At 67.7% G+C, this 25,013-nt stretch carries 20 protein-coding genes; 3 read left to right on the forward strand and 17 right to left on the reverse strand.

Annotated features, from left to right (window positions below):
• The first annotated feature begins 123 nt into the window (after nt 1–123).
• Entirely contained in the window at nt 124–567 is a 444-nt protein-coding gene (locus O6P39_RS26855) for a DUF3301 domain-containing protein (RefSeq protein ID WP_275612041.1), read from the forward strand.
• On the opposite strand, the gene O6P39_RS26860 is transcribed toward O6P39_RS26855, so the two are convergent.
• Both O6P39_RS26860 and O6P39_RS26865 read right to left on the reverse strand, forming a co-directional pair.
• Entirely contained in the window at nt 564–917 is a 354-nt protein-coding gene (locus O6P39_RS26860; RefSeq protein ID WP_275609370.1) for a hypothetical protein, read from the reverse strand. The two genes, O6P39_RS26855 and O6P39_RS26860, sit on opposite strands and share 4 nt — an antisense overlap.
• Nucleotides 914–1,792 carry an alpha/beta hydrolase gene (locus O6P39_RS26865; protein ID WP_275609371.1) on the reverse strand — a complete coding sequence of 293 codons (879 nt, stop codon included), beginning with the start codon at nt 1,790–1,792 and terminating at the stop codon, nt 914–916. The genes O6P39_RS26860 and O6P39_RS26865 overlap by 4 nt, the downstream gene beginning before the upstream one ends.
• Nucleotides 1,793–1,897: 105 nt before the next feature.
• On the opposite strand from O6P39_RS26865, the gene O6P39_RS26870 reads away from it, so the two are divergent.
• Nucleotides 1,898–3,661: an ATP-binding protein gene (locus O6P39_RS26870; RefSeq protein WP_275609372.1), complete on the forward strand. Its 1,764-nt coding sequence runs from the start codon at nt 1,898–1,900 to the stop codon at nt 3,659–3,661.
• The gene (locus tag O6P39_RS26875; RefSeq protein WP_275609373.1) at nt 3,658–4,992 is read left to right on the forward strand and encodes a sigma-54 dependent transcriptional regulator; all 1,335 of its coding nucleotides are present in this window, start codon (nt 3,658–3,660) and stop codon (nt 4,990–4,992) included. Before O6P39_RS26870 ends, O6P39_RS26875 begins: the two co-directional genes overlap by 4 nt.
• Here the strand turns inward: O6P39_RS26875 and O6P39_RS26880 are convergent.
• The 15 genes from O6P39_RS26880 to O6P39_RS26950 all read right to left on the reverse strand — a co-directional run bounded on the left by O6P39_RS26880 (nt 4,974) and on the right by O6P39_RS26950 (nt 24,941).
• Nucleotides 4,974–5,978: a hypothetical protein gene (locus O6P39_RS26880; RefSeq protein ID WP_275609374.1), complete on the reverse strand. Its 1,005-nt coding sequence runs from the start codon at nt 5,976–5,978 to the stop codon at nt 4,974–4,976. The genes O6P39_RS26875 and O6P39_RS26880 overlap by 19 nt on opposite strands.
• Nucleotides 5,979–6,039: 61 nt before the next feature.
• Nucleotides 6,040–7,029, reverse strand: coding sequence for a hypothetical protein (locus O6P39_RS26885; RefSeq protein WP_275609375.1), 990 nt, complete (start codon nt 7,027–7,029; stop codon nt 6,040–6,042).
• A 381-nt stretch (nt 7,030–7,410) separates the two neighbouring features.
• Nucleotides 7,411–7,605, reverse strand: coding sequence for a hypothetical protein (locus O6P39_RS26890; protein WP_275609376.1), 195 nt, complete (start codon nt 7,603–7,605; stop codon nt 7,411–7,413).
• 182 nt (nt 7,606–7,787) lie between these two features.
• Entirely contained in the window at nt 7,788–8,723 is a 936-nt protein-coding gene (locus O6P39_RS26895; RefSeq protein WP_275609377.1) for a LysR family transcriptional regulator, read from the reverse strand.
• Nucleotides 8,724–9,194: 471 nt separating this feature from the next.
• Nucleotides 9,195–9,899 carry an NAD(P)H-dependent oxidoreductase gene (locus O6P39_RS26900; protein ID WP_275609378.1) on the reverse strand — a complete coding sequence of 235 codons (705 nt, stop codon included), beginning with the start codon at nt 9,897–9,899 and terminating at the stop codon, nt 9,195–9,197.
• 269 nt (nt 9,900–10,168) lie between these two features.
• Nucleotides 10,169–11,587, reverse strand: coding sequence for an aldehyde dehydrogenase family protein (locus O6P39_RS26905; protein ID WP_275609379.1), 1,419 nt, complete (start codon nt 11,585–11,587; stop codon nt 10,169–10,171).
• Entirely contained in the window at nt 11,580–12,770 is a 1,191-nt protein-coding gene (locus tag O6P39_RS26910; protein ID WP_275609380.1) for a pyridoxal phosphate-dependent aminotransferase, read from the reverse strand. Before O6P39_RS26910 ends, O6P39_RS26905 begins: the two co-directional genes overlap by 8 nt.
• 96 nt (nt 12,771–12,866) lie before the next feature.
• Nucleotides 12,867–14,477 (reverse strand): 5-guanidino-2-oxopentanoate decarboxylase, encoded by a 1,611-nt coding sequence (locus tag O6P39_RS26915; protein WP_275609381.1) that lies wholly within the window; start codon nt 14,475–14,477, stop codon nt 12,867–12,869.
• Between the two features lie 243 nt (nt 14,478–14,720).
• A complete protein-coding gene (locus O6P39_RS26920; RefSeq protein ID WP_275609382.1) occupies nt 14,721–16,808 on the reverse strand; it encodes an acetate--CoA ligase family protein in 2,088 nt (695 codons plus the stop codon).
• Nucleotides 16,809–17,002: 194 nt separating this feature from the next.
• Nucleotides 17,003–18,163, reverse strand: a complete 1,161-nt coding sequence (locus O6P39_RS26925; RefSeq protein ID WP_275609383.1) for an acyl-CoA dehydrogenase family protein — start codon at nt 18,161–18,163, stop codon at nt 17,003–17,005.
• Between the two features lie 17 nt (nt 18,164–18,180).
• On the reverse strand, nt 18,181–18,969 hold the full coding sequence (locus O6P39_RS26930; protein ID WP_275609384.1) for an enoyl-CoA hydratase-related protein: 789 nt from the start codon (nt 18,967–18,969) through the stop codon (nt 18,181–18,183).
• 383 nt (nt 18,970–19,352) lie between these two features.
• Complete coding sequence (locus tag O6P39_RS26935; protein ID WP_275609385.1) at nt 19,353–20,765, reverse strand: amino acid permease; 1,413 nt, start codon at nt 20,763–20,765, stop codon at nt 19,353–19,355.
• Between the two features lie 412 nt (nt 20,766–21,177).
• Nucleotides 21,178–23,415, reverse strand: coding sequence for an ATP-binding protein (locus O6P39_RS26940; protein WP_275609386.1), 2,238 nt, complete (start codon nt 23,413–23,415; stop codon nt 21,178–21,180).
• Entirely contained in the window at nt 23,412–24,197 is a 786-nt protein-coding gene (locus tag O6P39_RS26945) for a transporter substrate-binding domain-containing protein (protein ID WP_275609387.1), read from the reverse strand. The genes O6P39_RS26940 and O6P39_RS26945 overlap by 4 nt, the downstream gene beginning before the upstream one ends.
• 3 nt (nt 24,198–24,200) lie before the next feature.
• A complete protein-coding gene (locus tag O6P39_RS26950) occupies nt 24,201–24,941 on the reverse strand; it encodes a response regulator (protein WP_275612042.1) in 741 nt (246 codons plus the stop codon).
• Nucleotides 24,942–25,013: the final 72 nt, after the last annotated feature.

Consider the following 25,013-nt stretch of genomic DNA (forward strand, 5'->3'; position numbering starts at 1 on the left):
GCAGTATGGGGCGCAATTCACAGGCTGTGAACATCCGCCCCTCGCCGCCCGGCGGCGGAGTGAGTAAGCTGTTGCGCCGACCCCGAGGAAGTTGAAGTGGACCTGGGCAATCTTTTCGTCTTCATGCTGGTTGTAGCGGCTGCCGCCTGGTGGTGGCGCGCCCACGGCATCCGCGAGCGTGCGCTGGTCCTGGCCAAGCAGCACTGCGCGCGCGAGGGCGTGGAACTGCTCGACGAAGCCATGGCCCTGCAACGCATCCGCTTCCGCCGCGACGGCCGCAACCACCTGCGCCTGGCCCGCGAATACGGCTTCGAGTTCACCGCCACCGGGCAGGAACGTTACGCCGGCACCATCCGCATGTTCGGCCATTACCTGGGCCGCATCGAGCTGGCGCCCTTCCGCATGGAGCCACGCGCCAGCGTTGCGCCGGTCGCCACCTTCAACCCCGCGGACGACGAGATCGTCGACGCGGTGTTCGACGACACCCCGCCATCACGCCCCAAGGCCGAGGTGGTGCGCCTGGATGAATGGCGCCGGGCACACCAGGACAAGAAAGTCGGCGACTAGAGCTTCGCGCGGATCTTGCGCCAGTCCTTTTCCACCGCTGCCGTCATCGCCTTCCGCAACAACCAGCAACGCCCACGGTGCCAGGGCGAATGCCGACGCTTCTGGTTGCGCCGACAGGCCTCGAACAGCCAGTCCGGATCGAAACCATCCCACACGCCCGCCGTCGCCCAGGTGTTGGTCCAGACCACCGGTGCCACTTCCAGGCGGTAGATCGCCTCCAGCTCCGCCACGGAAAAGCCGCTGATCGCCAGGGTCTTCGCGATGGCGGCGCGGCCGGACTTATCCAGCTCGGTGTCCAGCCACAGCTCGGACAGCGCCAGCCAGACGGACTCGCGGGCCGGGTCGTTCATTCATGGCCCAGCAGGAAGCGCGAAACACGCTCCGCGCTGTCCTCGGGATACTCCTGCATGAAGCAGTGCCCGCCGTCGACGCATTGCCCACTGACCGCCGGGTTGCTCGCGCACCAGCGCGCCACCGCCTTGGGCACGAAGGGGTAGGTGTGCTCGCCGAACAGCACCTGGGTCGGCGTCACCACCTTGTTCAGCGAAGGCCACAGGCGCTTGGGGAAGGAGCTGAAGATTTCCGCCTCGCGGCTGGGCCGGCATTTCAGCTCGACGCCGCCCTCCACCGTCTTCATCGCGTGCTCGACGTAGGCCCAAAGCGCCGCGTCGGTCCAGCCCTTGAAGATGCCCCGTCCATGCAGTCCGGCGTAGGCGGCCTCGCGGTCCGGCCAGCGGCTGCGCCGTGCGCGCGCCTTCTGCACCATGGTGCGGCGCTGGTGCAGGCCGAGCACCTCGGAGAGCGCCATCACGCCGATCATCGCCGGGGTGAACAGCACCGGATCGAGCAGCACGGCGCGGCGGAACAGCTGCGGATGACGCCCGAGGATCAGGCTGGTCAGCACGCCACCAAAGCTGTGCCCGCAGGCATACGTCGGTACGTCGCCGAAGACTCCGCGTCCGGCCTCGAAGGCTTCCACCGCCATCTCGGCGTTGCGGTTCCAGCCATGGAAGCGCCCGCCATGGTCGCTGTCGCCGTGGCCCTGGACATCGCACAGCCAGAGGTCGAAATCCTTCGCCAGCAGTTTCAGCATTGGCTCATAGGCGCGGGTGCAGAAGCCGTTACCATGAATGAAGTGCAACAGCGGCTTGCCGCTGGGCTCGCTGCGCCAGCCGCGCAGGGTGAAACCGGCGGACCCTTCGTGGGTCCAGGACAACAACTGCATGGATGCGTCTCCGTCAGGACGCCCGCAGTGTAACGAGGCGGCCGGGCGCCGAACCAGTGCAACAACATGCTATCGTCGCCGTCCTATGCTCGACTTGCTTCGAAAATGCCGCCACCCCGCCCCCTTCGCCTCGCCCTGATCAGCCTGCTCCTGCTGGCCGGCCTGCTGCTGTCGGCATACTGGGCGGGGGAGCAGGCGCGGCACCGGGCGCTGCTCGCCGAGGCGGAGGCGGCCCATGAACAACTCGGCCTCTACGCCAACTCCCTGCACACGCTGATCGAGCGCTTCCGCAGCATTCCGGCGGTGCTCGCCCTCGACCCGGAACTGCGCGCCGCCATGCGCGGCCCCGTGGACAGCGACCTGCAGCACCAGCTCAACCTCAAGCTGCAGGCCATCAACGGCGCGGCGCGCTCCTCGACCCTGGAACTGCTGGACCACACCGGGCTCGCCGTGGCAGCGAGCAACTGGGACCTGCCGGTCAGCTACGTCGGCCACAACTATGGCTTCCGCCCTTATTTCCGCCAGACCATCGCTCACGGCGCCGGGCGCTTCTACGCGGTCGGCGTTACCAGCGGGATTCCTGGTTACTTCCTGTCCAATGCATTGCGTGACGACGACGGCCGTTTCCTCGGCGCCATCGTGGTGAAACTGGAATTTCCCGACCTGGAGCGCCAGTGGAGCCAGACCCCGGACGTGGTGCTGGTGAGCGACAGCAAGGGCATCGTGTTCCTCGCCAACCACCCGCGCTGGCGCTACCGCGAGCTGCTGCCGCTGGACGCCGTGGCCCGCGCCGAGCTCAGGGACACCCGCCAGTACCACCGGCAGCCGCTGAGCGCCCTGCCCCACCAGACTCTCCAGCGTCTGGGCGACAACGCCCGGTTGGCGCGGGTGGAGGGCCAGGAGATCGGCGGCGACTACCTCTGGCAATCGGTCGATCTGCCCGAGGACGACTGGACCCTGCACCTGCTGCGCGATGCCCGCGGCGTCCAGAGCGACGTCACCAGCGCCCGTCTCGCCGCCGCCGGCGCCTGGCTGGCGCTGGTGTTCCTGGTGCTCTGGTTGCAACAGCGGCGGCGGCTTGCCCGCCTGCGCCAGCGCAACCAGGAGGAGCTGGAACGCCTGGTGGAGCAGCGCACCGCCGCCCTGCGCACCGCCCAGGATGGACTGGTGCAGGCCGCCAAGCTGGCGGCGCTGGGGCAGATGTCCGCAGCACTTGCCCACGAGATCAACCAGCCGCTCACCGCCCAGCGCATGCAACTGGCCAGCGTGCGCCTGCTGCTCGACGCCGGCCGCCAGGACGACGCGCGCACCGCGCTACTGCGGGTGGATGAACTGCTCGAACGAATGGCCGCACTCACCGGCCACCTGAAGACCTTCGCCCGCAAGACCCCCGGCGGCCTGCGCGAGCGCATCGAACTCGGCCACGTGCTGGACCAGGCACTGCACCTGCTCGCCGTGCGCATCCGCGACGAACGCGTGGAAATCCTCCGGCAGTTGGACGAACCGGCCTGGGTGCTGGGTGACGCGATCCGCCTGGAACAGGTGCTGGTCAACCTGCTGCGCAACGCCCTGGATGCGCTGGCGGGCACCGAGCACCCACGGATCACCCTGAGCCTGCGCCGCGCGGACGATCACTGGTGCCTGGACGTGGCCGACAACGGCCCCGGCATCGACGATGAGAACCTCGCCAGCGTCTTCGACCCCTTCTTCACCACCAAGCCCGTGGGCGAAGGACTGGGCCTGGGGCTCGCGGTATCCTACGGCATCGTCCACGAACTCGGCGGCCGCCTGAGCGCCGCCAACCAGCCCTCCGGCGGCGCACTGTTCCGCCTGAGCCTGCCCGCCGCCCCCGAAGAAAACCGAGCATGAGCCAGACCATTCTCTTCGTCGACGACGAAGCCGCCATCCGCGAAGCCGTGCAGCAGTGGCTGCAACTCTCCGGCTTCGACGTGCGCCTGTGCAGCAGCGCCGACGAGTGCCTGAAGAGCGTGGCGCGCGAGCTGCCCGACGTGATCATCAGCGATGTGCGCATGCCCGGCACCGACGGCCTGGCCCTGCTCGAACGCCTGCAACAGCTCGACCGCGACCTGCCGGTGATCATGGTCACCGGCCACGGCGACGTGCCCATGGCGGTGCAAGCCATGCGCCAGGGCGCCTACGACTTCATCGAGAAGCCCTTCACCCCCGAACGCCTGCTCGACAGCCTGCGCCGCGCCCTGGAGAAACGCCGGCTGGTGCAGGAGAACCGCCAGCTGCGCGAACAGGCGGCGCTCAAGGACCAGATCGAATCGCGCCTGCTGGGCGTGTCGCGGCCGATGGAAACCCTGCGCCGGCAGATCATGGCGCTGGCCGGCACGCCGGTGAATGTGCTGATCCGTGGCGAGACCGGCAGCGGCAAGGAACTGGTCGCGCGCTGCCTGCACGAATTCGGCCCGCGCGCCGGCAAACCCTTCGTCGCGCTGAACTGCGCGGCGATCCCCGAGCAGTTGTTCGAGACCGAACTGTTCGGCCATGAAAGCGGCGCCTTCACCGGCGCTCAGGGCAAGCGCATCGGCAAGCTGGAACACGCCAACGGCGGCAGCCTGTTCCTCGACGAGATCGAAAGCATGCCGCTGGCCCAGCAGGTCAAGCTGCTGCGCGTGCTGCAGGAACAGCAGCTGGAGCGCCTGGGCTCGAACCAGAGCATCAAGGTCGATTTGCGGGTGATCGCCGCGACCAAGCCTGACCTGCTGGAAGAAGCCCGCGCCGGACGCTTCCGCGAAGACCTGGTGTACCGCCTGAACGTCGCCGAACTGCGCCTGCCGCCACTGCGCGAGCGCCGCGAGGACATCCCGCTGCTGTTCGAGCACTACGCCGGGCTGGCCAGCGAGAAGTTCGCCCGCGAAGCCGTGCCGCTCTCCGCCACCGAGCTGGCCCGCCTGCTCGCCCACGACTGGCCGGGCAACGTGCGTGAACTGGCCAATGCCGCCGAGCGTCACGTGCTCGGCCTGGACCGCGACGAGGCGCCCGTCGAGCCGGCCGGCAACGGCCTGTTCGAACGCATGGAAGCCTACGAGGCGCAGTGCATCCGCCAGGCGCTGGCCCAGTGCAAGGGTGATATCAAGGCGGTGATGGAGCTGCTCGGCCTGCCGCGCCGCACCCTCAACGAGAAGATGCAGCGCCACGGGCTGAGCCGCGGGGATTACCTGGGCGAGGACTGAGGCTGGCTCTGGCGCTTCGGCAACCAACGTCCGCCGAGGCGCGCCCAGCACGCGAGCAACAGCAGCGGCCCGAGGATCGCGATCGACGCCATCAGGGGCAGGCCGGCGGAGGTCTGCGCGCGCGTCAGCGCTTCATGGAACAGCACGTAGCCGAGCACGCCGAGCAGCACCGTGCAGAGCAGCCAGCCAAGACCGATGGTCACACCCGCCAGCAGTACGCGGCCGGCCGAATAGCACGGCAGCCGGCCTGCAAGCCGCGTGTAGATGCACAGCAGAACCAGCGCGGAGGGAATCATCCAGGCCAGGACCTCCAGCGCAGTTCCCCAGTACCCCATCCGGTTGAGCACGAAGAGACGCACCAGCCCCGAAAGCAGCTTTGCGGTGAACCCGGCGAAGGCAAGAGCAACCCCGACCGCGACGTGCATCCGCCGGATCGACGGCAGCACCTCCGAGAGCTGGCGCTCAGCGCGCGAGCGGGTCGCCGCCAGAACCACCCACAGGCAGATCAGGTACAGACCCAACTGCACCAACGCCCCGCCAGACAGTGCGATCGGTATGACAATGAACGACTGGTCGCTGAGATCGCCCAGCCAGAAGGCGAATTCCTGTATCGGCTGAACGAGCACCTTGCTGTAAAGCTGCTCGGCGGCGATCTGCAGCACGAAAAACACCATCACGATGATCGCCAGGGGGCGGAATCGCCGTATTGCGTGGCGCTCGCGCTGGGCCTGCATGAACAGCACCACCAGGGCGGCGCTGACGGCCAGGGACGACAGCCAGGGACCGAGCAGGCCCGGCACGGCGTGCAGCAGTTCCCCGATGGGAGCGCCGCCGAGCCACTGCCGCAGCAGGTCCGCCAGCACCGCGCCGGCGCCGAGCAGGAACAGCGCGGCAGCCACCAGATAGGGCTGCCGGAGCGCCGGAACGGAAGCACCCGTTTCCGCCGCGCGTTCAGCCCTTGGGGCGATGAAGGGGCTTTCCTGCACGAATCAGTATCCTGGGCGATGGGAGCGAAGCGTCATTATGCCCGGGATACAGCGCGCGGGATCAGCTCGCCCGCGCGGGGAAGAACCAGCCGGTGCTCCACCGCGTCAGCGGCCAGAGCGCCGCCAGGCAGAGGATGGCGGGCACCAGCACGATCGGCGGCGGATTGAGATAGTTACCGCTGTCCAGCACCAGGAACGCCAGAACAATCGAACAGAGCAGCACGCAGGCGCCCCACATCGTCAGCAGTACCAGCGAAGCGCCCAGGACCCGGCCGGCGGCAAAGCGCTCCACCTGCGCAGGCAACCGTGCCCTTGCCGCCAGCATGACCACCGCGAACGGCACCGCGCAGCCGATGAACTGGAAGAATGGCTGCCAGTAATCGCCCTCCCGGTAGAGCATCATCACACTGACCGCCAGGGATGACGCTGCCTTGTAGAGCACTGCGCTGAAGCACAGCCCGATACCCAGCGCCACCTGCCAGCCGGCCACGGGCGTGCGCAAACCCTTGGCGATGCGCTCCGAGCCGGAGCGAGCCAGGCACAGCACCAGCCACAAGGGCAGCAGGCAGGTCAGCAGCAGGTTCAGCAGGCCGCTGCCCTGCGTATACAGGAGCACCCAGAACTGACGGTTTTCCTGCTCCAGCGCCCAGCCGTAGTACGACGAGCCAAGGACGGCCAGGCCGGCGTTGAGCGCCAGGCTGCACAGCAGATACAGCACCAGGTAGCCCGCCAGCAGAGCGCCCAGCGGGCGGAAGCGCAGGATGCCGTGGCGCTCGCGCTGGCCATGCACCAACAGCAGGACGGCAGCGCTGTAGATGAGCAAGCTGCCCACCGTGCTGGAGATCAGCATCGGCATGACGCGCTCTATCTGCTCGCGGAACTGCGCCCCGCTGTTGAACCACTGCCACCCCATGCTGAGGCCGAACAGGCAGAGGGTCGCGACGATCTGCGCAACGATGAAGGGGTAGGGCTGGCGGGAAGCGGGCACCGGCACGGACTCTGACGAGGTCAGCTCGGCGTGCGGCGTGGCGAAGGGGTTATCGGTGTTCATGGGCGGCATCCTTGTCGAACCGCGCCGATTCCACCAGAAGCCTGCCGCCGTTGCCAAGCGGTTGCGTGCAGACAAAAAAAAGCCGCTGATAGCAGCGGCCTTGAGATAGACGTCGATTCGGAGCAATCACATATCAACGTCGGGAAGCTTGCCGGCGGTGAGGCCGGGAACGGCGCTCCTCGAAAGCAGCGCTGTTGGGTCAAGTATATTGACCGATCAGACAGGAATACAGGCCGCTGGCAGCGAAAGACTGTTACAGCATCTGTAATAGTCGCCTTCCAGCCGCAGGAAACACAGGCAAAAAAACGCCGCATGTCTTATGCGGCGCAAGGTGTTGAGAAGCCCGGCTCACGCACCGGGCCTCCCGGGGGAAGTGGCCGATCAGGAATCGGCGCGGCTGTCGGCAGCGGCCTTGGCAGTCTGCTCGGCGGACTGGGCCTGCTGCTGGGCAATGGCGGCTTCGTTGGCCTTGACCATCTTGTCGGTCATCAGGCGCGACTCTTCGGCGAAGCTCAGTTGGGTGAAGGACAGCGTGCAAACGGACAGCAGGGCAGCAACATAAAACGAACGGGACATGATGAAGATCCTTTCTGAACACCCGGTTGGGCGGGGTTGGAGAAAGGTTACGGCGCAACAGTCGGGCGAAAAATAGCTAGCTAACCAACAAAGCATTGCCTAAAAAGCAACAATCGTCGGCGATCGTTCGAGAAGCCCGATATAGAGCATCCCGTGGCGATCTGTCGCAGCCTGGCGGTGGCTCAGGCCCAGTTGACGGGATCGTTGAGCGCTGCTTCGTCTTCCTCGAAGACCTTGGGCAGTTCCGCCTTGAGGAACTCGACCCAGGTGCGGATCTTCGCATCGAGGAATCGCCGCGATGGGTACAGCGCATAGATCTGCCGCACATGCAGGCTGTGCCGGGGCAGCACGCGCACCAGCGAACGCTTGCGCAGGGCGGGCGCGGCGACGTAGCTGGGCAGCAGGCAGATGCCCATGCCGGCGGCGGCGGCGCCGGTGAGCGCCTCGGCGACGTTGACCATGAAGGTGTCGCGCGGGCGGATCACGCTCGCCTCATTGCCTTCCTCGAAGGCCCAGCCCTCGGGGAAGGTCGGGTCCTGCAGGCGCAGGCACTGGTGCTGATGCAGGTCGGCGACGCTGGTCGGGGTGCCGCGCCGCTTGAGGTACTCGGGGCTGGCGCAGAGCACGCTGTAGATGGTGCCCAGGGTCTGGGCGACGAACTCGGAGTCGGGCAGCTCGCGGTCGCGGGTGATCACCACGTCCTGGCCCTCTTCGAGGATGTCCGGCTGGCGCTGGGCCAGGGTCAGCTCGATGTAGACCTCGGGGAAGGACTCGCAGTAGCGCGAGATCAGCGGGATCAGGTGCTGCTGGCCGAGGCCGGTGAGCGAATGCACGCGCAGGCGACCGCGCGGGTTGAGGTGCGCGCCGCTGGCTTCGGCCTCGGCTTCGTCGACATCGGCGAGGATTTCCCGACAGCGCTGCAGGTAGCGCTCGCCGGTTTCGGTCAGCGCCAGGCGGCGGGTGGTGCGGTGCAGCAGGCGGGCTTCGAGCTGGGATTCGAGATCGGAGACGACGCGCGAGACCTGGGCTGTGGATAACCCCAGGGCGTTGGCGGCGGCGGTGAAGCTGCCGGCATCCACCACCCGGACGAAGGCCCGCATCGCGTGAAGTACGTCCATGGATTCCCCTTGCTCATCCAGCTTGTAGGAGACGAAGGCAATTGTTGTCTTCGCCGCAAAACTGAATCGCAGTATAGGGTCGTTTTTTACCGATTGTTACCACGTATAGTGCCGGCCAAGTCGCTGCAGCAACGTTGGGCATACCAGGCTCATCGTACGGCCGCCGATACACCAATCGACGGCCATCTCCCCCGCGCATACCTGGCTGCAGCGACTGACTTTTTCTCCTGGGGCGGCCATCTGCGGATGGCCGCCCTTTTTCGTTTCTGCCGGGTGAGTTCGGCGCGAGGGCGGTCCCCTCACCCCAGCCCTCTCCCCCAGGAGAGGGGGCAGTTCGTGCCGGCTGACACTACTGCTTCATCCTTCGCCGGTCAGTCCCCTCTCCCTCTGGGAGAGGGTTAGGGTGAGGGCAGCCCGAAACACCGAAGTACAGTAGGGTTCGCGAGCAAGCTCGCTCCTACAGAAAAGCGCTCAGCGCGGCAGCGGGTAGAGACGCTCGTCGAACTGGTCCAGGCGCACGAATTCCAGCGGCTTGTCCTCGTCCAGGTGCTGCAGGCGCTCCTGGTACTGGCGCAGGAAGTCCACGCGCGCGTCGTTGCTGATGTAGGGCACGTGCCAGGCCACGAAGGGCGGCAGCACGGTCATGCCGGTGTAGGCCAGGGTGCCGCGCAGGATCGGCCGCAGCATGTCTTCCAGCGGGCCGTGGATGGCGCCTTCGCCGAACATGTGGTCGCGCCCGCCGAGGGTCACGGTGACCAGCGCCTTCTTGCCGGCCAGGCCGCCCTGGTCGTAGAAACGCTTGCCGCCGTAGCAGATACCCGAGACCAGCACGCGATCGAACCAGCCCTTGAGGATGGCCGGCGCGGAGAACCAGTAGATCGGGAAGTTGAAGATCACCAGGTCCGCCCAGAGCAGCTTGTCCAGCTCGGCCTGGATGTCGGCCGCAATGGTCTGACTCTTGGCGCCTTCGCGCTGCTCCAGCGCGTAGACGAGATAGTCCGGGTTGCTGCGCGCGCCGAAGTCGGCGGCGCTGGCCACCGGGTTCCAGTTCATCGCGTAGAGGTCGGAGACCTGCACTTCATGGCCCTGGCCGCGCAGGGTTTCTTCAGCGAGCTTGTACAGCGCGGTGCTGAAGGATTGCGGTTCGTTGTGGGCGTGGACGATCAGTACGTTCATGTGGATTCCTGGCCAGAAAGTCGGTACCTGTGGGATCGGTGCGCTGGCTCGGCACCCTCTCCCCAGCCCTCTCCCTGAAGGGAGAGGGAGTGTTCGTGTTCATTCTTCAGCGCGAGCCCTCGCCGGTAGCACCGAAGCGCTCGTGCCCCTCGAAGGGAGCTGCAACTAGGCGGCGGGGCGAAGGTTTCCCCGGTCACCGGCCAACTCCCATCCATTCGAAAACTCCGGACGGCCCCCTCTCCCTTCAGGGAGAGGGGCCCTTCAGCCACTCAGAGTTGGATAGCCTTGAGCTCGACAAACTCGTGCAGGCCCTGCTCGCCCCATTCGCGGCCGTTGCCGGATTGCTTGTAGCCACCGAACGGCGCCCGGTAGTTGAACGCGCCGCCGTTGACGAAGCATTGGCCGGCGCGCATCTGCCGGGCGAGGCGCAGGCCATCTTCGCGGTCTCCCGCCCAGACGGCGCTGGACAGGCCGAACGGCGAATCGTTGGCGATGGCGATGGCCTCGGCCTCGTCGGCGTAGGGAATCAGGCACAGCACCGGGCCGAAGATTTCCTCGCGGGCGATGCGCATCTGGTTGTTCACGCCGGCGAAAATCGTCGGCTGCACGTAGTGACCGCGCTCCAGATGGGCCGGCCGCTCAGCACCGCCGCACACCAGCTGTGCGCCTTCTTCCTGGCCGACGCGGATGTAATCCAGCACGGTGCGGCGCTGGCCACCCGAGCACATCGGGCCGAGGAAGCTGTCGGCGTCCAGCGGGTCACCCATCTTCAGCGCGAGGGTTTCGGCGCGGGCGATCTCGACGGCCTCGGCATAGCGATGGGCCGGCAGCAGCATGCGGGTGAGCGCGGTGCAGGTCTGCCCGGAGTTGATCATCACGTCCTGCACGCCATGACGCACGGCGGCGGCCAGGTCGGCATCGGCGGTGATCAGGAACGGCGACTTGCCGCCCAGCTCCAGGCACACGCGCTTGACCGTCGGCGCGGCGGCTTCGGAGACCTTTACACCGGCACCGGTGGAGCCGGTGAAGGAGACCATGTCCACGTCCGGATGCCGCGCCAGGGCTTCGCCGACCTTGGAGCCAGGGCCGCTGACCAGGTTGAATACGCCGGCCGGCAGGCCGATGGCGTGGACCATGTCGGCCAGCAGGAAGGCATGCAGCGGGGTGTCCTGGCTGGGCTTGACCACCACGGTGCAGCCCGCGGCCAGTGCCGGGGCGAGCTTGCCGATCAGCTGGTGCAGCGGGTAGTTCCAGGGATTGATGAAGGCGCAGACGCCCACCGCTTCCTTGACGATCAGCGAGTTGCCGACCTCGCGCACCTCGTCCATGTGCGCGGCCATGTCGGCGTAGCTTTCCAGGCCCTCGATCGGCCCGTCCACCTGCACCATGCGGCACCACTGCACCGGCATGCCCAGCTCGGCGGTGATCAGCGCGGCCATTTCGTCGGCGCGGTTCTTCAGTTGTTCGGCGAGGGCGCGGATGTAGCCGGCACGCACGTGGGACGGCGTCTGCGACCAGGCCGGGAAGGCACGGCGCGCGGCGTCCACCGCGCGGTTCACGTCGCCTTCGCCGCCCAGCGGGACGCGGCCAACGCATTCCTCGGTGGCCGGGTTCTGCACCTCGGCCATGCCCTGCCCTTGCGGCGCCACCCAGGCGCCATCGATGTAGAGCTGGGTACGATCATGCATAGCGTTTTTCCTTGAGCAGTTCGGCAGCGCACAGGGCGATGCGGCGGCAGGCTTCGCGCAGCGGTTCGGCGCCGAGCACCAGCCCCAGGCGGATGTGCCCGGCGGCGCTGGGACCGAAGGCTTCGCCGGCCAGCACGGAAACGCCGTGGCGGTCCAGCAGCAGATCGGAGAATTCCTGGGCGGACAGGCCGGTGGCGCGGATATCCACCATCACGAACATGCCGCCGTCCGGGCGCAGGGCGCGCACGCCGACGCAGTCGGCCAGGCAGTCGATCACCAGGTCGCGGCGCTGGCGGTAGGCCTCACGCATCGCGTCCAGTTCCGGCAGCTGGGCTTCCAGCGCGGTGCAGGCGGCGTCCTGGATGAAGTCCGGCGAGCCGTAGAGCATGCACAGGGCGAGGTTTTCCAGGTGCGCGCAGAGTTCCTTCGGGCCCACGACCCAGCCCACGCGCCAGCCGGTCATGGCGTGGGATTTCGACAGGCTGTTGAGGGTCGCGGTGCGCTCGGCCATGCCCGGCAGGCTGGCGGGGCTGATGTGCTCGCCGTCGAACAGCAGTTCGCTGTAGACCTCGTCGGAAATCATCCACAGGTCATTTTTTACGCACAGCTCGGCCAGCTTCTCCCAGGTGGCGCGCGGCAGGCTGGCGCCGGAGGGGTTGTGCGGGCTGTTGATGGCCAGGGCGCGGGTGCGCGGGGTGATCAGCGCGGCGACGTCCTCGGCCTGCACGCGGAAGCCGTGCTCGGAACGTACCGACACCGGGATGACGTTGGCGCCGCAGGCGCCGAACACCGCTTCGTAGGTGACGTACATCGGCTCGGCGACTATGACTTCATCGCCCGGATTGAGCACGCACTGCGCCACGGCATAGAGCGCGCACTGCGCGCCGGCCAGCACCACGACCTCGTCGGCGGAGACGGCCTGGCCGCTGCGCTGGGTGTGGCGGCGGGCGATGGCTTCGCGCAGCGAGCGCTTGCCGCGCACGTCGGCGTAGTGGGTGTTGCCGGCCAGCAGGCTGTCGATGGCCGACTGCACGATGGGCACCGGAGTGTCGAAGTCCGGGTCGCCCACCGACAGCAGGAGGATGTCGTCGCCCTGCTCCATGCGCGCCAGGGCGCGGTAGTGGATGTCCCAGGCGGCGGCGCCGTCGCCGGCGATGCGTTGGGTGAAGTTGGAATAGCGCATGGGAATCTCCTTGGAACCTGCCGGCACGGGTGGCAACAGGCTCGAATGCTCAGTGACCACGCCGGAGCCTGCACGGCCCCGGCGAGTACGACGGACCTACTTGGCGCAGGCGTGTTTCAGCTCGATCAGGGTCACGCCCGGATGGGCGAAGCCGGCGCGCAGGTCGCGCTCCAGTTCGTCCAGGCTCTGCGGCTGGCGCATCTGGCAGCCGTAGGCGCGGCCGAGCAGGGCGAAGTCCGGGTTGCGCGGCAGGACGCCGATGGGCTCGATGTCCAGGCCGATCATGTCGTCGCGGATCTGCCCCAGCGCATCGTTGTTCCACAGCAGCACCACCAGCGGGCTGTCCAGCTCCTCGGTGGCGGTGGCCAGTTCCTGGGCGGTGTAGAGGAAGCCGCCGTCGCCCACCAGCACCAGGCCCGGACGCTCCGGTGCGCCGAACTTGGCGCCGATGCCGGCGGGCACGCCGTAGCCGAGGGTGCCGTAGCCGGTGGGATGCAGCCAGCCCCGCGGGGCCTTGCTCGGGTAGAGGTAGTTGCCGCTGTAGGCCAGCTGCGTCATGTCGCTGGCAATGAAGGCGTTGTCCGGCAGGGCCTTGGCGATGCGCTCCAGGATCGACTTGTGAATCAGTTGCAGCGGCGCGTGGCCGGCATCGATCTGCGCGCGCAGCTCGGCGATCCGCGACTGCGCCTTGGCGGCGTCACGGGTGGCGCTGGGCAGCGCGGCGAGCAGCGCTTCGGCGGTGGCCTTGGAGTCGCCCAGCAGCGCCACGGCGCTCGGGTAGAAGTCGTTGAACTTGCGCGAGTCGACGTCGACGCGGATCACCTCGCCGGTGACCGGCAGGCGGTCGCGCCAGAAGTCGGTGTCGGCCATCTCGGTGCCGATGGCCAGGACCACGTCGGCCTCGGCGATCATGTCCCAACCGGCCTGGGTGCACAGGGTGGCGCCGGCGGACAGCGGCGCTTCCGGCGCCAGCAGGCCCTTGCCGGCGACGCTGGTGAACAGCGGCGCGGCCAGGCGCTCGCTCAGCGCGGCCAGGGCGTCGGCGGCGTGCAGCGCACCGCCGCCGGCGATGATCATCGGACGCTGGGCGGCCTTGAGTTTATCCACAGCCTGCTGGAGCGCATCGGCGCTGGGCTGGCCACGGCCGGCGCGGCGTACGACTTCGTGGGTCCAGTCGCGGGCGATGGGCGCGGCGAGCACGTCCAGCGGCACGGAGATGTGCACCGGGCGCGGACGCTCGCTGTCGAACACGGCGTAGGCGCGGGCGATCAGTTCCGGCAGGTCTTCCGGGGTCAGCGCCACGGCGGAGAACGCGGTGATCGGCGCGGTCATGGCGCGCTGGTCCTGGGTCTCGTGCAGGCAGCCCCAGCCCTTGCCCAGGCTGGCGGTGTGGTTGACGCTGGAGATCACCAGCATCGGGATGGAGTCGGCGTAGGCCTGGCCAATGGCGGTGGCGGCGTTGGTCACGCCGGGGCCGGTGATGATGAAGGCCACGCCCGGCTTGCCGCTGACGCGCGCGTAGCCGTCGGCCATGAAGCCGGCGCCCTGTTCGTGACGGGTCAGCACGTGGCGGATGCCGCTGCCGGGCAGGCCACGGTACAGCTCCAGGGTGTGCACACCGGGAATGCCGAACACGGTGTCGACGCCGTAGTTGGCCAGCAGGCGGACCAGGGCCTGGCCGCCGGTGAGGGTCTTGTCGTTTTGCATGAACGATCTCCCGAATGGTTCTTCGGCGGATAACTGCGAGCGGTTATTCGCGCTACTCGTTGGGGCTCACGCCGAGTCTCCGGCGTGCGCCGCTTTTGCTCCCTCTCCCTTCAGGGAGAGGGCTGGGGAGAGGGGCTCTTGTCGGTGGCACCGAGTTCCGGGCCCACCACCCTCTCCCCCAGCCCCTCTCCCGCAAGCGGGAGAGGGGAGCGTTCGTGTTCTTCCTTCAGGTCCTGCTGCCGATCACCCGGCGGTGCGGATCAGCGCATCCACCGCCACGGCGCCTTCGGCGTCCGCCAGCAGTGGGTTCACATCCAGTTCAAGCAGGTTGTCCACGTGCTCGCAGGCGTAGTCGGCCACCGCGCGGATGGCTTCCACCAGCGCCTCCAGGTTCACCGCCGGGCGGCCGCGGAAGCCGGTGAGCAGCGGCGCGCTGCGCAGGCTCAGCAGGGCGTCGCGGATCGCCGCGTCGGTGGTCGGCAGCAGCAGACTGCGGCTGTCCTTGAGCAGCTCGACGAGGATCCCGCCGGCGCCCAGCACCAGCGCCAGGCCGAAGCCGTTCTCGCGCTTGATGCCGACGATCAGCTCGGCCAGCGGCGGGTTGGCCATGCTCTCCAGCAGCACCTGGTCGAAGGGCACGCCCGGCGCATGACGGGCGATGTTTTCGCGCATGTCGAACAGCGCGGCTTCCAGCGCCGCCTCGTTGCGCAGGTTGAGGGCCACGCCGCCGGCTTCGGTCTTGTGCGGCAACTGCGCGCTGACCACTTTCAGCGCCAGCGGGAAACCCACGTCGGCGGCCGCTTCGCGGGCCTGGGCCGGGGTGCTCAGCGCGGCGCGCGGCAGCGGCAGGCCGAAGGGCTTCAGCGCCTGCTTGGAATTCCATTCATCCAGCAGGCGGCCTTCGCCGTCGATGGCCTGTGGGCAGAGCGGCACCAGGGCTGCCTCACCACGGACCAGCAGTGTTTCGCGGCGCTGACGGTAATGGGCGATACGACCCCAGGCGGCAAGACCGTCTTCCACACCTTGCAGTGCGGCGACGCCGTGGGCGTGCAGCAGTTCGCGGGCATGCTCGGGCAGCAACTCCGGCAATGCCGAGGCGATGAAGCCCACCTTGCCGTGGCGCTCCAGCGCGGCGCAGTACAGCTCCAGCAGCAGGTCGCACTGCGGGCGCTCGCCGGTCTCTTCACCGGGGTAATCCAGCACCAGCAGGGCGGCATCGGCATCGGTCTGCAGCGCGCTGTCGAGCATGCGCTCCAGTGCCGGGCCGTCGCCCCAGATGGCGGTGGTGAAGTCCAGCGGGTTGGCGATGTTGGCGTAGTCCGGCAGCACCTGGGCCAGCTCCGCGCGCTGCGCGTCGACCAGCTTGGGCAGGGTCAGGCCGTTACGCTCGGCGTAGTCGGCGATCAGCCCGGCGTCGCCGCCGGAGCAGGCCAGCGCGGCCAGGCTCGGGCCGGCCGGCAGGTTGCCGCAGGCGGCAGCCTTGAGGGTTTCGATGAAGCTCACCGGACCGCTGACGCGGATCACCCCGAGGCGGTCGAACAGTGCGTCGTACAGCGCGTCGGAACCGGCCAGGGAGCTGGTGTGGCTGAGCGCGAGCTCGGCGCCGATCTCGGAAACGCCGGTCTTCAGGGCAATCACCGGGATGCCTTTCTGCAGCGCCTTGTAGGCGGCGCGGGCGAAGCCGGGGACGTTCTTCAGACCTTCCAGGTGCAGGCCGATGGCGGTGACGCGCGGCTCGTCGAGCAGCACGTCCATCAGTTCGGCCACGCCCAGCTGCGCCTGATTGCCCACCGAGGCCATGTAGGCGATGGGCAGCGAGCGGTCGCTCATGGACAGGTTGTAGGCGAAGTTGCCGCTCTGGGTGAGCACGGCCACGCCCTTCTCCACCAGGTGCCCGCCGTGGGCCACCGGCCACAGCGCTGCGCCGTGCAGGTAATCGAGCAGGCCGTAGCAGTTGGGGCCGAGCAGGGCCATGTCGCCGGCGCTGGCGAGCAGGCGGCGCTGCAGCGCTTCGCCGTCGGCGCCGGTCTCGGCGAAACCGGAGGCGTAGCAGATGGCGCCGCCGGCGTCTTTCGCGGCCAGTTCGGCCACGGCCTGTACGGTCAGGTCGCGGTTGGTGGCGATGAACACCGCATCCGGGCCTTCGGGCAGCTCGGCGATGCTGCGCACGCAGGGCACGCCTTCGAGTTCGTCATATTGCGGGTTGACCAGCCACATCTGGCCGTCGAAGCCACCTTCGGCGCAGCGCTTGAGCGCACGCGCCATGCTGCGGCCGCCGATGAAGGCCAGGTGCCGGGGCGCCAGCAGGCGCTGGAGGTTTTCTCTTTTCATGTCGGGTCTCGTACGGGCCTGCGCCCTCTCCCCCAACCCCTCTCCCTGAAGGGAGAGGGGAGCTTTCAGGGTCATCCTTCAGCGTCTGGTGCCAGCCCACGCGCCGAATCGCTCTTGCCCCCTCTCCCTTCAGGGAGAGGGCTGGGGAGAGGGGGTTTCAGCACAAGCCCGTCTTCCCCGAATAGCACCGAGAGTCAGCGCAGCAATGGCCGCAGCAGTTCGCGGGAAATGATGTGGCGCTGGATTTCCGAGGTGCCTTCCCAGATGCGCTCGATGCGCGCGTTACGCCAGATGCGCTCCACCGGGCCTTCGTCCATCAGGCCCATGCCGCCGAAGATCTGCACGGTCTCGTCGGCGACCTTGCCCAGCACTTCGCTGGCGAACAGCTTGGCCATGCCGGCCTCGCCGTCGGTCATGCTGCCGCGGTCCATCTTCCAGGCGGTGTGCAGGGTCATCAGTTCGGCGGCGCGGATCTGCGTGGCCATGTCGGCGAGCTTGAAGGAGATGCCCTGGTAGCTGCCGATGGCCTGGCCGAACTGCTTGCGGTCGGCCGACCACTGCAGCGCCAGGTCCAGCGCGCGCTGGGCCTGGCCGACGCAGTTGGCGGCGACCATCACGCGGCCGGCGGTGAGCCAGGCGTTGGCCACTTCCCAGCCCTTGTCGACTTCGCCGAGGACCTTGGAGGCCGGCACGCGGCAGTCGTCGAAGAAGATTTCGTAGGTGTGGTAGCCCTTGTTGCTCACGCATTTCGGACCGCGGCGCACGGTCATGCCCGGGGTGCCCTTGTCCACCAGGAAGGCGGTCACGGCGTTGCGCTTCTTGCCGTTGCGCTCGAAGGTGTCGGTCACCGCGAAGACGATGGCGAAGTCGGCGTGGCCGGCGTGGCTGATGAAGTGCTTGGAGCCGTTGATCACGAAGTCCTCGCCGTCACGCACGGCGCGGGTCTTGATCGAGTTGGCGTCGGAACCGGCGCCCGGCTCGGTGAGGGCGAAGCAATCGATCTTCTCGCCCTGCACCACCGGCAGCAGGTAGTCCTGGATCTGCTGGCCCTTGCAGGCCATGAGGATCTTCGAGGGACGCGCGACGAACACGTGCAGCGCCCAGGAGACCTTGGACAGCTCGCGCTCGACCAGCGCCTGGGACAGGTAGTCCAGGCCGCCGCCACCTACTTCCTCGGGCATGTTGAAGGCATAGAAGCCGGCCGCCAGGGCCTTGCCGCGAATCTGCGCGGCCAGCTCCGGGGACACCGCGTCGGCGCGGTCCACTTCTTCTTCGTACGGCAGCAGTTCTTTCTCGACGAAAGCCTTGACCGCCTCGACGAGCATTTCCTGTTCCTGGGTCAGTTGGAAATCCATCACATCACCTGCAGCCGTTAGCGGCCTTTGAATTGGGGGGAGCGTTTTTCGGCCACGGCGCGCAGCGCCTCGGCGGCATCTTCACTGCGACCACAGAGCAGGCCGGCGGCCTGTTCGGCCTCCAGTTGCTGCGCCAGGGTACGGGCGGCGCCGTCACGCATCAGGCGCTTGGTCTGGGCGAAGGCGAAGGTCGGACCGGCGGCCAGGCGGGCGGCGAATTCGCCGACCTGTTCCAGCAGCTGTTCATCGGCGACCACTTCGCTGACCAGGCCGGCGTTCAAGGCGCGCTCGGCGTTCCACAGTTCGTCGAGGAACAGCAGGCGCTTGGCCGCTTCGCTGCCGATCAGGCGCGGCAGGTGCCAGCTGGCGCCGGCGTCCGGGCAGTAGGCCATGCCGGTGTAGCCGGCCTTGAAGCGGGCGGAAGCGCCGACGACGCGGAAGTCGCAGCACAGGGTCAGGTCCATCCCGGCGCCGACGGCGGTGCCGTTGACGGCGGCGATGGTCGGCTTGTCCAGGCTGTACAGGCGGCGCATCAGGGCGTGGGCAGTTTCGGTCCAGCCGTAGGTTTCCAGCTCGCCGCGCGCCTCGGCCTCGGCCCATTCGGCGAGGTCGGCGCCCGCGCAGAAACTGCGACCCTGGCCAGTGAGCACGATGACACGCACCGCCGGGTCCGCCTCATGGGCGTCGAGCAGGGCGTGCAGGTTCTTGAGCGTCGGGATGTCCAGCGCGTTGCGCTGCTCGGGACGGTTCAGGGTGATCCAGGCGATGCCGTCCTGGACCCGGCTGAGCGGGGATGCTTGAGTCATGCGGCCCTCATTCTTGTAGACGATTGTGTTGAGGCGTTGGAGCCAATACTAAACAACTGTTCAGTAAGGCGGCAATCCACCCGAATGGGGGGCTTGTAACGCCCTCGGCAGCGGCGGGAAGGCCGCGTGGTGCGGGGGCCGAGGGGTTTTACGGGGACTTGGCGGGCGGGCTTGTTACAACTTTGAACAATTGTTCAGCAAGAGATGGGACGGGTGGAGTACCTGTAGGAGCGAGCTTGCTCGCGAACGGACGTCCCGGCGACTCCGGAGCTGGGTAGGTTCGCGAGCAAGAACTAGGCGTCCCCCTCGGTCCTACGAAGAGCCCAAGACCAAGAGCCAAAGAAAAAGCCCCGCAATGCGGGGCTTTTCCGGTGCAGTCAGACTCAACCGATGCTCGGCACAGCCTCGTCGGCCAGCACCTGGCCGCGCTTGCGCTTGAGCACGTAGTAGGCCAGGTAGCAGGCCGCCATGAAGCCGAAGCCCCAGTACAGCGACGGACGCTGGGTCGGGTCCAGGGCGAGGAACACGAACAGCGAGCAGCAGATCGCGATGCACGCCAGCGGGATCAGCGGGAACAGCGGCGCGGCATACTTCAGGTCGGCCACGGTGCCGCCCTTGGCCATGTGCTCGCGACGGAAGCGGTACTGGGCGTAGGCGATGACGATCCAGGTGACGGTGCCGGACATCCCGCTCACCGCCATCAGCACCATGAACAGGGTGTCGGCGGCGACGATGCTGGTCAGCAGCGACAGCAGGGCGAAGGCCAGGCTGATCAGCAGCGCGTAGAGCGGCACGCCACGGGCGCTGAGCTGGGACAGCTTGCGCGGCGCCATGCCGGTCTTGGACATGGCCCAGAGGATGCGGGTGGAGGCATAGAGGCCGGAGTTACCCACGGACAGGATGGCGGTGAGGATCACGAAGTTCATCAGGTCGGCGGCGTAGGGAATGCCGACCATGTCGAACACCTGCACGAAGGGGCTTTCCATCAGGCCGGCCTGCTTCCACGGCACGATGCAGGACAGCACGACAATCGCCAGCACGTAGAAGATCAGCACGCGGAACACCACGTTGCGCACAGCGCGCGGGATGCTCTTTTCCGGCTGGTCGGTCTCGCCGGCGGCGACGCCCATGATCTCGCAGCCCTGGAAGGCATAGACCACCGTCATCATCACCGCGAACACGGCGGACAGGCCGTTGGGGAACAGGCCGTCGCTGACCAGGTTGGACAGGCCCGGCGCGGCGGCGCCGCTGTTCAGCGGGATGGCGCCGAAGATCACCAGCAGGCCGACCACGATGAAGGCCAGGATGGCGGCGACCTTGATGCCCGAGAACCAGTACTCGGCCTCACCGAAGGCGCGGGTGGCCAGGGCGTTGAGGGAGAACAGCACGACCACGAAGAAGCCCGACCAGATCCAGATCGGTACCTCGGGGAACCAGCGGGTCATCAGCATGCCGGCGGCGGTGAATTCCAGGCCGACGGTGGAGGCCCAGCTCATCCAGTACACCCAGCCGATCATGAAGCCGGTGGCCGGACCGATGAAGCGCGTGGCGTGGGCCTGGAAGGAGCCGGAGACCGGCATCTGCACGGACAGCTCGCCGAGGCAGACCATCACCAGGTACATCAAGAGGCCCGCGACCAGGTAGGCGAGGATGGCGCCCATGGGGCCGCCGGAACCGATGGTGACGCCGGAGCCCATGAACAGGCCGGTGCCGATCACGCCGCCCAGGGACAGCATGAAGATGTGGCGGCTCTTGAGCGCGCGGGTGAGCTGGATCTTCTCTTGCGACTCAGACATGGCGCACCTCCACGGAACGGCGGGCGCGGCTGAGCGGAACTCTACGTTGGATCATTATTGTTATCTCCAATCAATCAGAGGCCGTGGCTCGGGCACGGATGCCACCGGATTATTGGAAGGCGATGTAAGACGCCGTTGTTCGGGCGGATCGAAGTTGTAGGAAGTTGTAAGGATTTTGTGCGGGGCGCGTGGGGCGGGGGTTTCAGGCTTTTGCTTTTCGTAGGAGCGAGCTTGCTCGCGAACAGATTCAGCCGGCGATGACGAGGTTGGGCGGGTTCGCGAGCAAGAACTAGGCGTCCCCCTCGGTCCTACAGGTGAGTGGAGTTCTCCGGCGATATCGGCACAAGGGCTTTCCCCTCACCCCAGCTCTCTCCCAGAGGGCTGGGGTGAGGGAGAGCAGGCAACGCAGAAATTAAGCCTGGGCACCCTTCAAAAGCTCAAACGCCAGAGCCCTCTCCCGCTCCAACCGCTCAGCCCAGTCACCGAGCGAATCCCCCGCCAACGCCACCTGCTCCAATTCCCCCAGGCCATCCCCCAGCCCGCGCAAGCCCATCGACCGGCAGCTCCCCGCCAGCCGGTGCGCCAGGCTGGCCACCTCCACGGCATCCTCCTGGCGCAGCGCATCCAGCAGCAGCGGCCACTGCTCGTCGAGGAGTTTCCACAGGCTGGCGAGCAACTCGTTGAGCTTGTGCTCGCCAAGCAGGCGGCGGTGGGTATCCAGTACCTGGCGGTCCAACGGGCCGTTATCCACAGCTGCAGGCAGCGGCGCCGCAGCCACGCCGGACAGCGCGCGGCGCAGGTCATCCAGGCGCAGCGGCTTGCCCAGTACGCCCTGCATACCCGCTTCGAAGTAACGGCGGACCATCCCCGGCTGCACGCTGGCGGTGAAGGCGTGGATCGGCGTGGTGGCGTTGAGCCCGTTGGGCTGCTTGCGGATCGCCCGGCACAGGTCGAGACCGGTCATGCCCGGCAGGTGCATGTCCAGCAGGATCAGGTCGAAGGCTCGCTGGGCGGTGAGCACGAGCGCCGGCTCCGCGTCGTCGGCGAGATAGACATGATGGCCGTCGCGCTCCAGCAGCCCCTGGGCGACCTCGCGGTTGAGCGCGACGTCTTCCACCAGCAGCACCTCCAGCGCCAGCTTCGGCTCGTCCACCTGAAGAACGCTCGGGATATCTCCCGGCGCCAGCACGATCTCGAACCAGAAGGTGCTCCCCTCGCCCTCCAGGCTTTCCACGCCGATCTCGCCGCCCATGGCCTCCACCAGGCGCTTGCTGATCGCCAGCCCCAGCCCGGTGCCGCCGTAGCGCCGCGCCACTTCGTCGTTGGCCTGGGTGAAGCGCTGGAAGATTTTCTCCTGCTGCTCGGCGGAGATGCCGATGCCATCGTCGATCACCGCAAAACGCAGGCGCTGCCCGGCCTCGCCGCGTTCCAGCAGCGTCACCTCCAGCAGCACTTCGCCGTCCTCGGTGAACTTCACCGCGTTGGCCAGCAGGTTGCTCAGCACCTGGCGCAGGAACTGTTCGGCGCCCCGGCAGGCGTCCTGCACCTGAGGGTCGACGCGCAGGCGAAGGCAGATGCCGTTGCCCTCGGCACGCGGCTCCAGCAGGGTCACCACGTCGTCCAGCAGGCGACGCAGAGAGAAGTCCACCGGCTCCGGCTGGCTGGCGCCGTCCTCCAGCTTGGCGAAGTGCAGCACCTCGTTGAGGATCGCCAGCAGCCCCTCGCCGGCGGTGGACAGCGCCTGCAGCCGGCGCCGGTCCTGCTCGCCCAGGGGCGCGGCGCGCAGCAGTTCGGCCATGCCGAGGATACCGTTGAGCGGCGTGCGGATTTCGTGGCTCATGGTGGCGAGGAAGCGGCTCTTGGCGCGGTTGGCCTCCTCCGCGTCCTCCTTGGCCCGGCGCAGGCTGGCGGTGCGCCGCTCGACCCGGCGTTGCAGCTCGTCGCGCTTGCTCTGCAGGGCGGCGCGGTCGGCCTCGCGGCGCCGCAGCTCCGCGCGCAGGGCGCGGCGCAGGTCGTCGAGGGCATCGGCGACGGTGTCGATCTCGTCCTCATGGCGACGTTTGTGCAGCGCCAGCTCGGTCTGCAGGTCGCCGCCGGTAAGGCCCCGGACGAAGTCGGCCATGGCGCGCAGGTGGCGGGTGACCAGGCTGTGGAACAGCCAGCTCAGCGCTACTGCCAGGCCGCAGAGGAACACGCCCATCCACAGCAGGTTGGTCAGGCCGCCGTGCAACAGGCGGCGGTAGACCGCGCCGAGGTCGATGCTGATTTCCAGCTCGCCCAGGGCGCGGCGCTCGCCATCCGGCGGCTGGAAGGCCAGGGCATAGTGCTCGACGCGGAACGGGCCGTGCTTCACCTCGGCGTCCTGGGCCAGGTTGAAGTCGGCGCTGCGCAGGCGCACCTTGGCGATGTCGGGGAAGTCCGCCAGGCCGTGCAGCTGCACGTTGAGCTGCTCCTGGTTGAGGTCCCACAGGCTGCGTTCAAAACTGGCCAGGTAGCCGACGCGGATCAGCTCCAGGCGCGCATCGATGTCACGCATCTCGCGGCGGTATTCGAAGTACAACTGCACGGCGCTGGCCAGCACGGTGAAGCACAGGCTGAACAGCAACACCCGCAGCAGCAGGCGCCGCGCCAGGCCGCCGGGCAGCTTCAACGCGGCACCCCATCGCCGGCAAGCATGGCCCGGTAGCCACGTTCGCTGTCGTCGAGCCAGCGCGCCACGCTGCCGTCGTCCACGCGTTTCTTCAATGCCGCGTCGATCTCGTCCATCCGCGCGGCCAGCGGCGAATGGCGCGACACGGCGATGCGCAGGTAATCCACAGTGAGCGGACGAGGCAGCGCGGTGATGTCCTCGCCGCCGGCCAACTGCTCGACGAACAGGGTGCCGGTACGCCGCTCATGGGCAATGAAGTCGATGCGCTGGCGGATCAGCTTGCCGAAGTTCTGTCGGCTGTCGGAGACCCATTCGACGTTGCCGTGCTCGGCAACGAGGCGGTCGAACGCCGGCCCGTAGCTTTCGCCGAACAGCAGCCCACCCCGGTAATGGGCGAGGTCGCCCAGCTGGTCGAAGCGCACCGGCTTGCGACGGTTGTAGAAGATCGCCACTTCCTCGCGCAGCACCGGCACGCGGGAGAACACCAGGCCGCCGTCGCGCTGCGGCGTCTGGTAGGCCAGCACCACATCGACGCGGCCTTCGGCGGCGTCCAGCAGGCAGCGCTTCCAGTTGCCCAGCACCACGGTCTGCACCTCGTAGCCCAGCTCGCCGAGCACGCTGCGCACGGTTTGCGGCGCCAGGCCGCGCACCTCATGGCCGTCGCTCCAGGAGATGGGCGGGTAGACGGGGTAGTCGCAGTAGCGGACTGGCTGCGCGGCGCTCACGATACCGCCCGCTGCCAACATCGGCAGGGCCAGGCACAGCAGGACCAGCCAGCGCATGGCTCAGGCGTCGACGGGCGTGGCGGTGAACAGGTAGCCGGCGCCGTGGATGGTGATGATCAGCTCGGGCTCGGCCGGGTCGTCGCGCAGCTTGCGGCGCAGGCGGCCGACCAGCACGTCGATGGAGCGGTCGTTGGGCAGCCATTCGCGGTTGCGGATCTGATCCATCAACTGATCGCGGCTCAGGGTGTGGCCGGTGTTGCGCAGGAACACGCAGAGCAGCTGGAACTCGCCGTGGGTCAGCGGGGTTTCGCTGCCGTCACGATCGATCAGGCGACGACGGTCGGGGTCGAGCGTCCAGTGGGCGAAACGCTTGTGGTTCTGCCGCGCCGGCTGGGTAGCCGGGCCCTGGCGGGCGTGGCGCACACGGCGAATCAGGTTCTTCGCGCGCGACACCAGTTCGCGCGGGTTGAGCGGTTTGATCACGTAGTCGTCGGCGCCGCATTCCAGGCCGACGATACGATCGATGTCGTCGTTGCGACCGGTGATCAGGATGATGCCGACCTCCGAGCGCACGCGCAGCTCACGGGTCAGGGTCAGGCCGTCCTTGCCGGGCAGGCGGATGTCGAGCATCACCAGGTCGATGGGCTGTTCGGCCTGCTCGGCCTCGGCCAGGTTCGCCTCGGCCTGTTCGGCAGTGCCCGCGCAGAGCACGTCGTAGCCTTCCTCGCCGAGGTAAGCCTGGAGGAGCTCGCGAACCACCGGATCGTCGTCGACGATCAGTACACGGGAAGTCATCGCAATACCCTGCTGACGCCACCGCTGTTTGCGGGGCAATTCTTGTTATTAGTCTAGAGAGGTCTGCAGGACCGGTCC

Source organism: Pseudomonas sp. PSE14 (genome assembly GCF_029203285.1).
In the GTDB taxonomy this organism is placed as follows: Bacteria; Pseudomonadota; Gammaproteobacteria; order Pseudomonadales; family Pseudomonadaceae; genus Pseudomonas.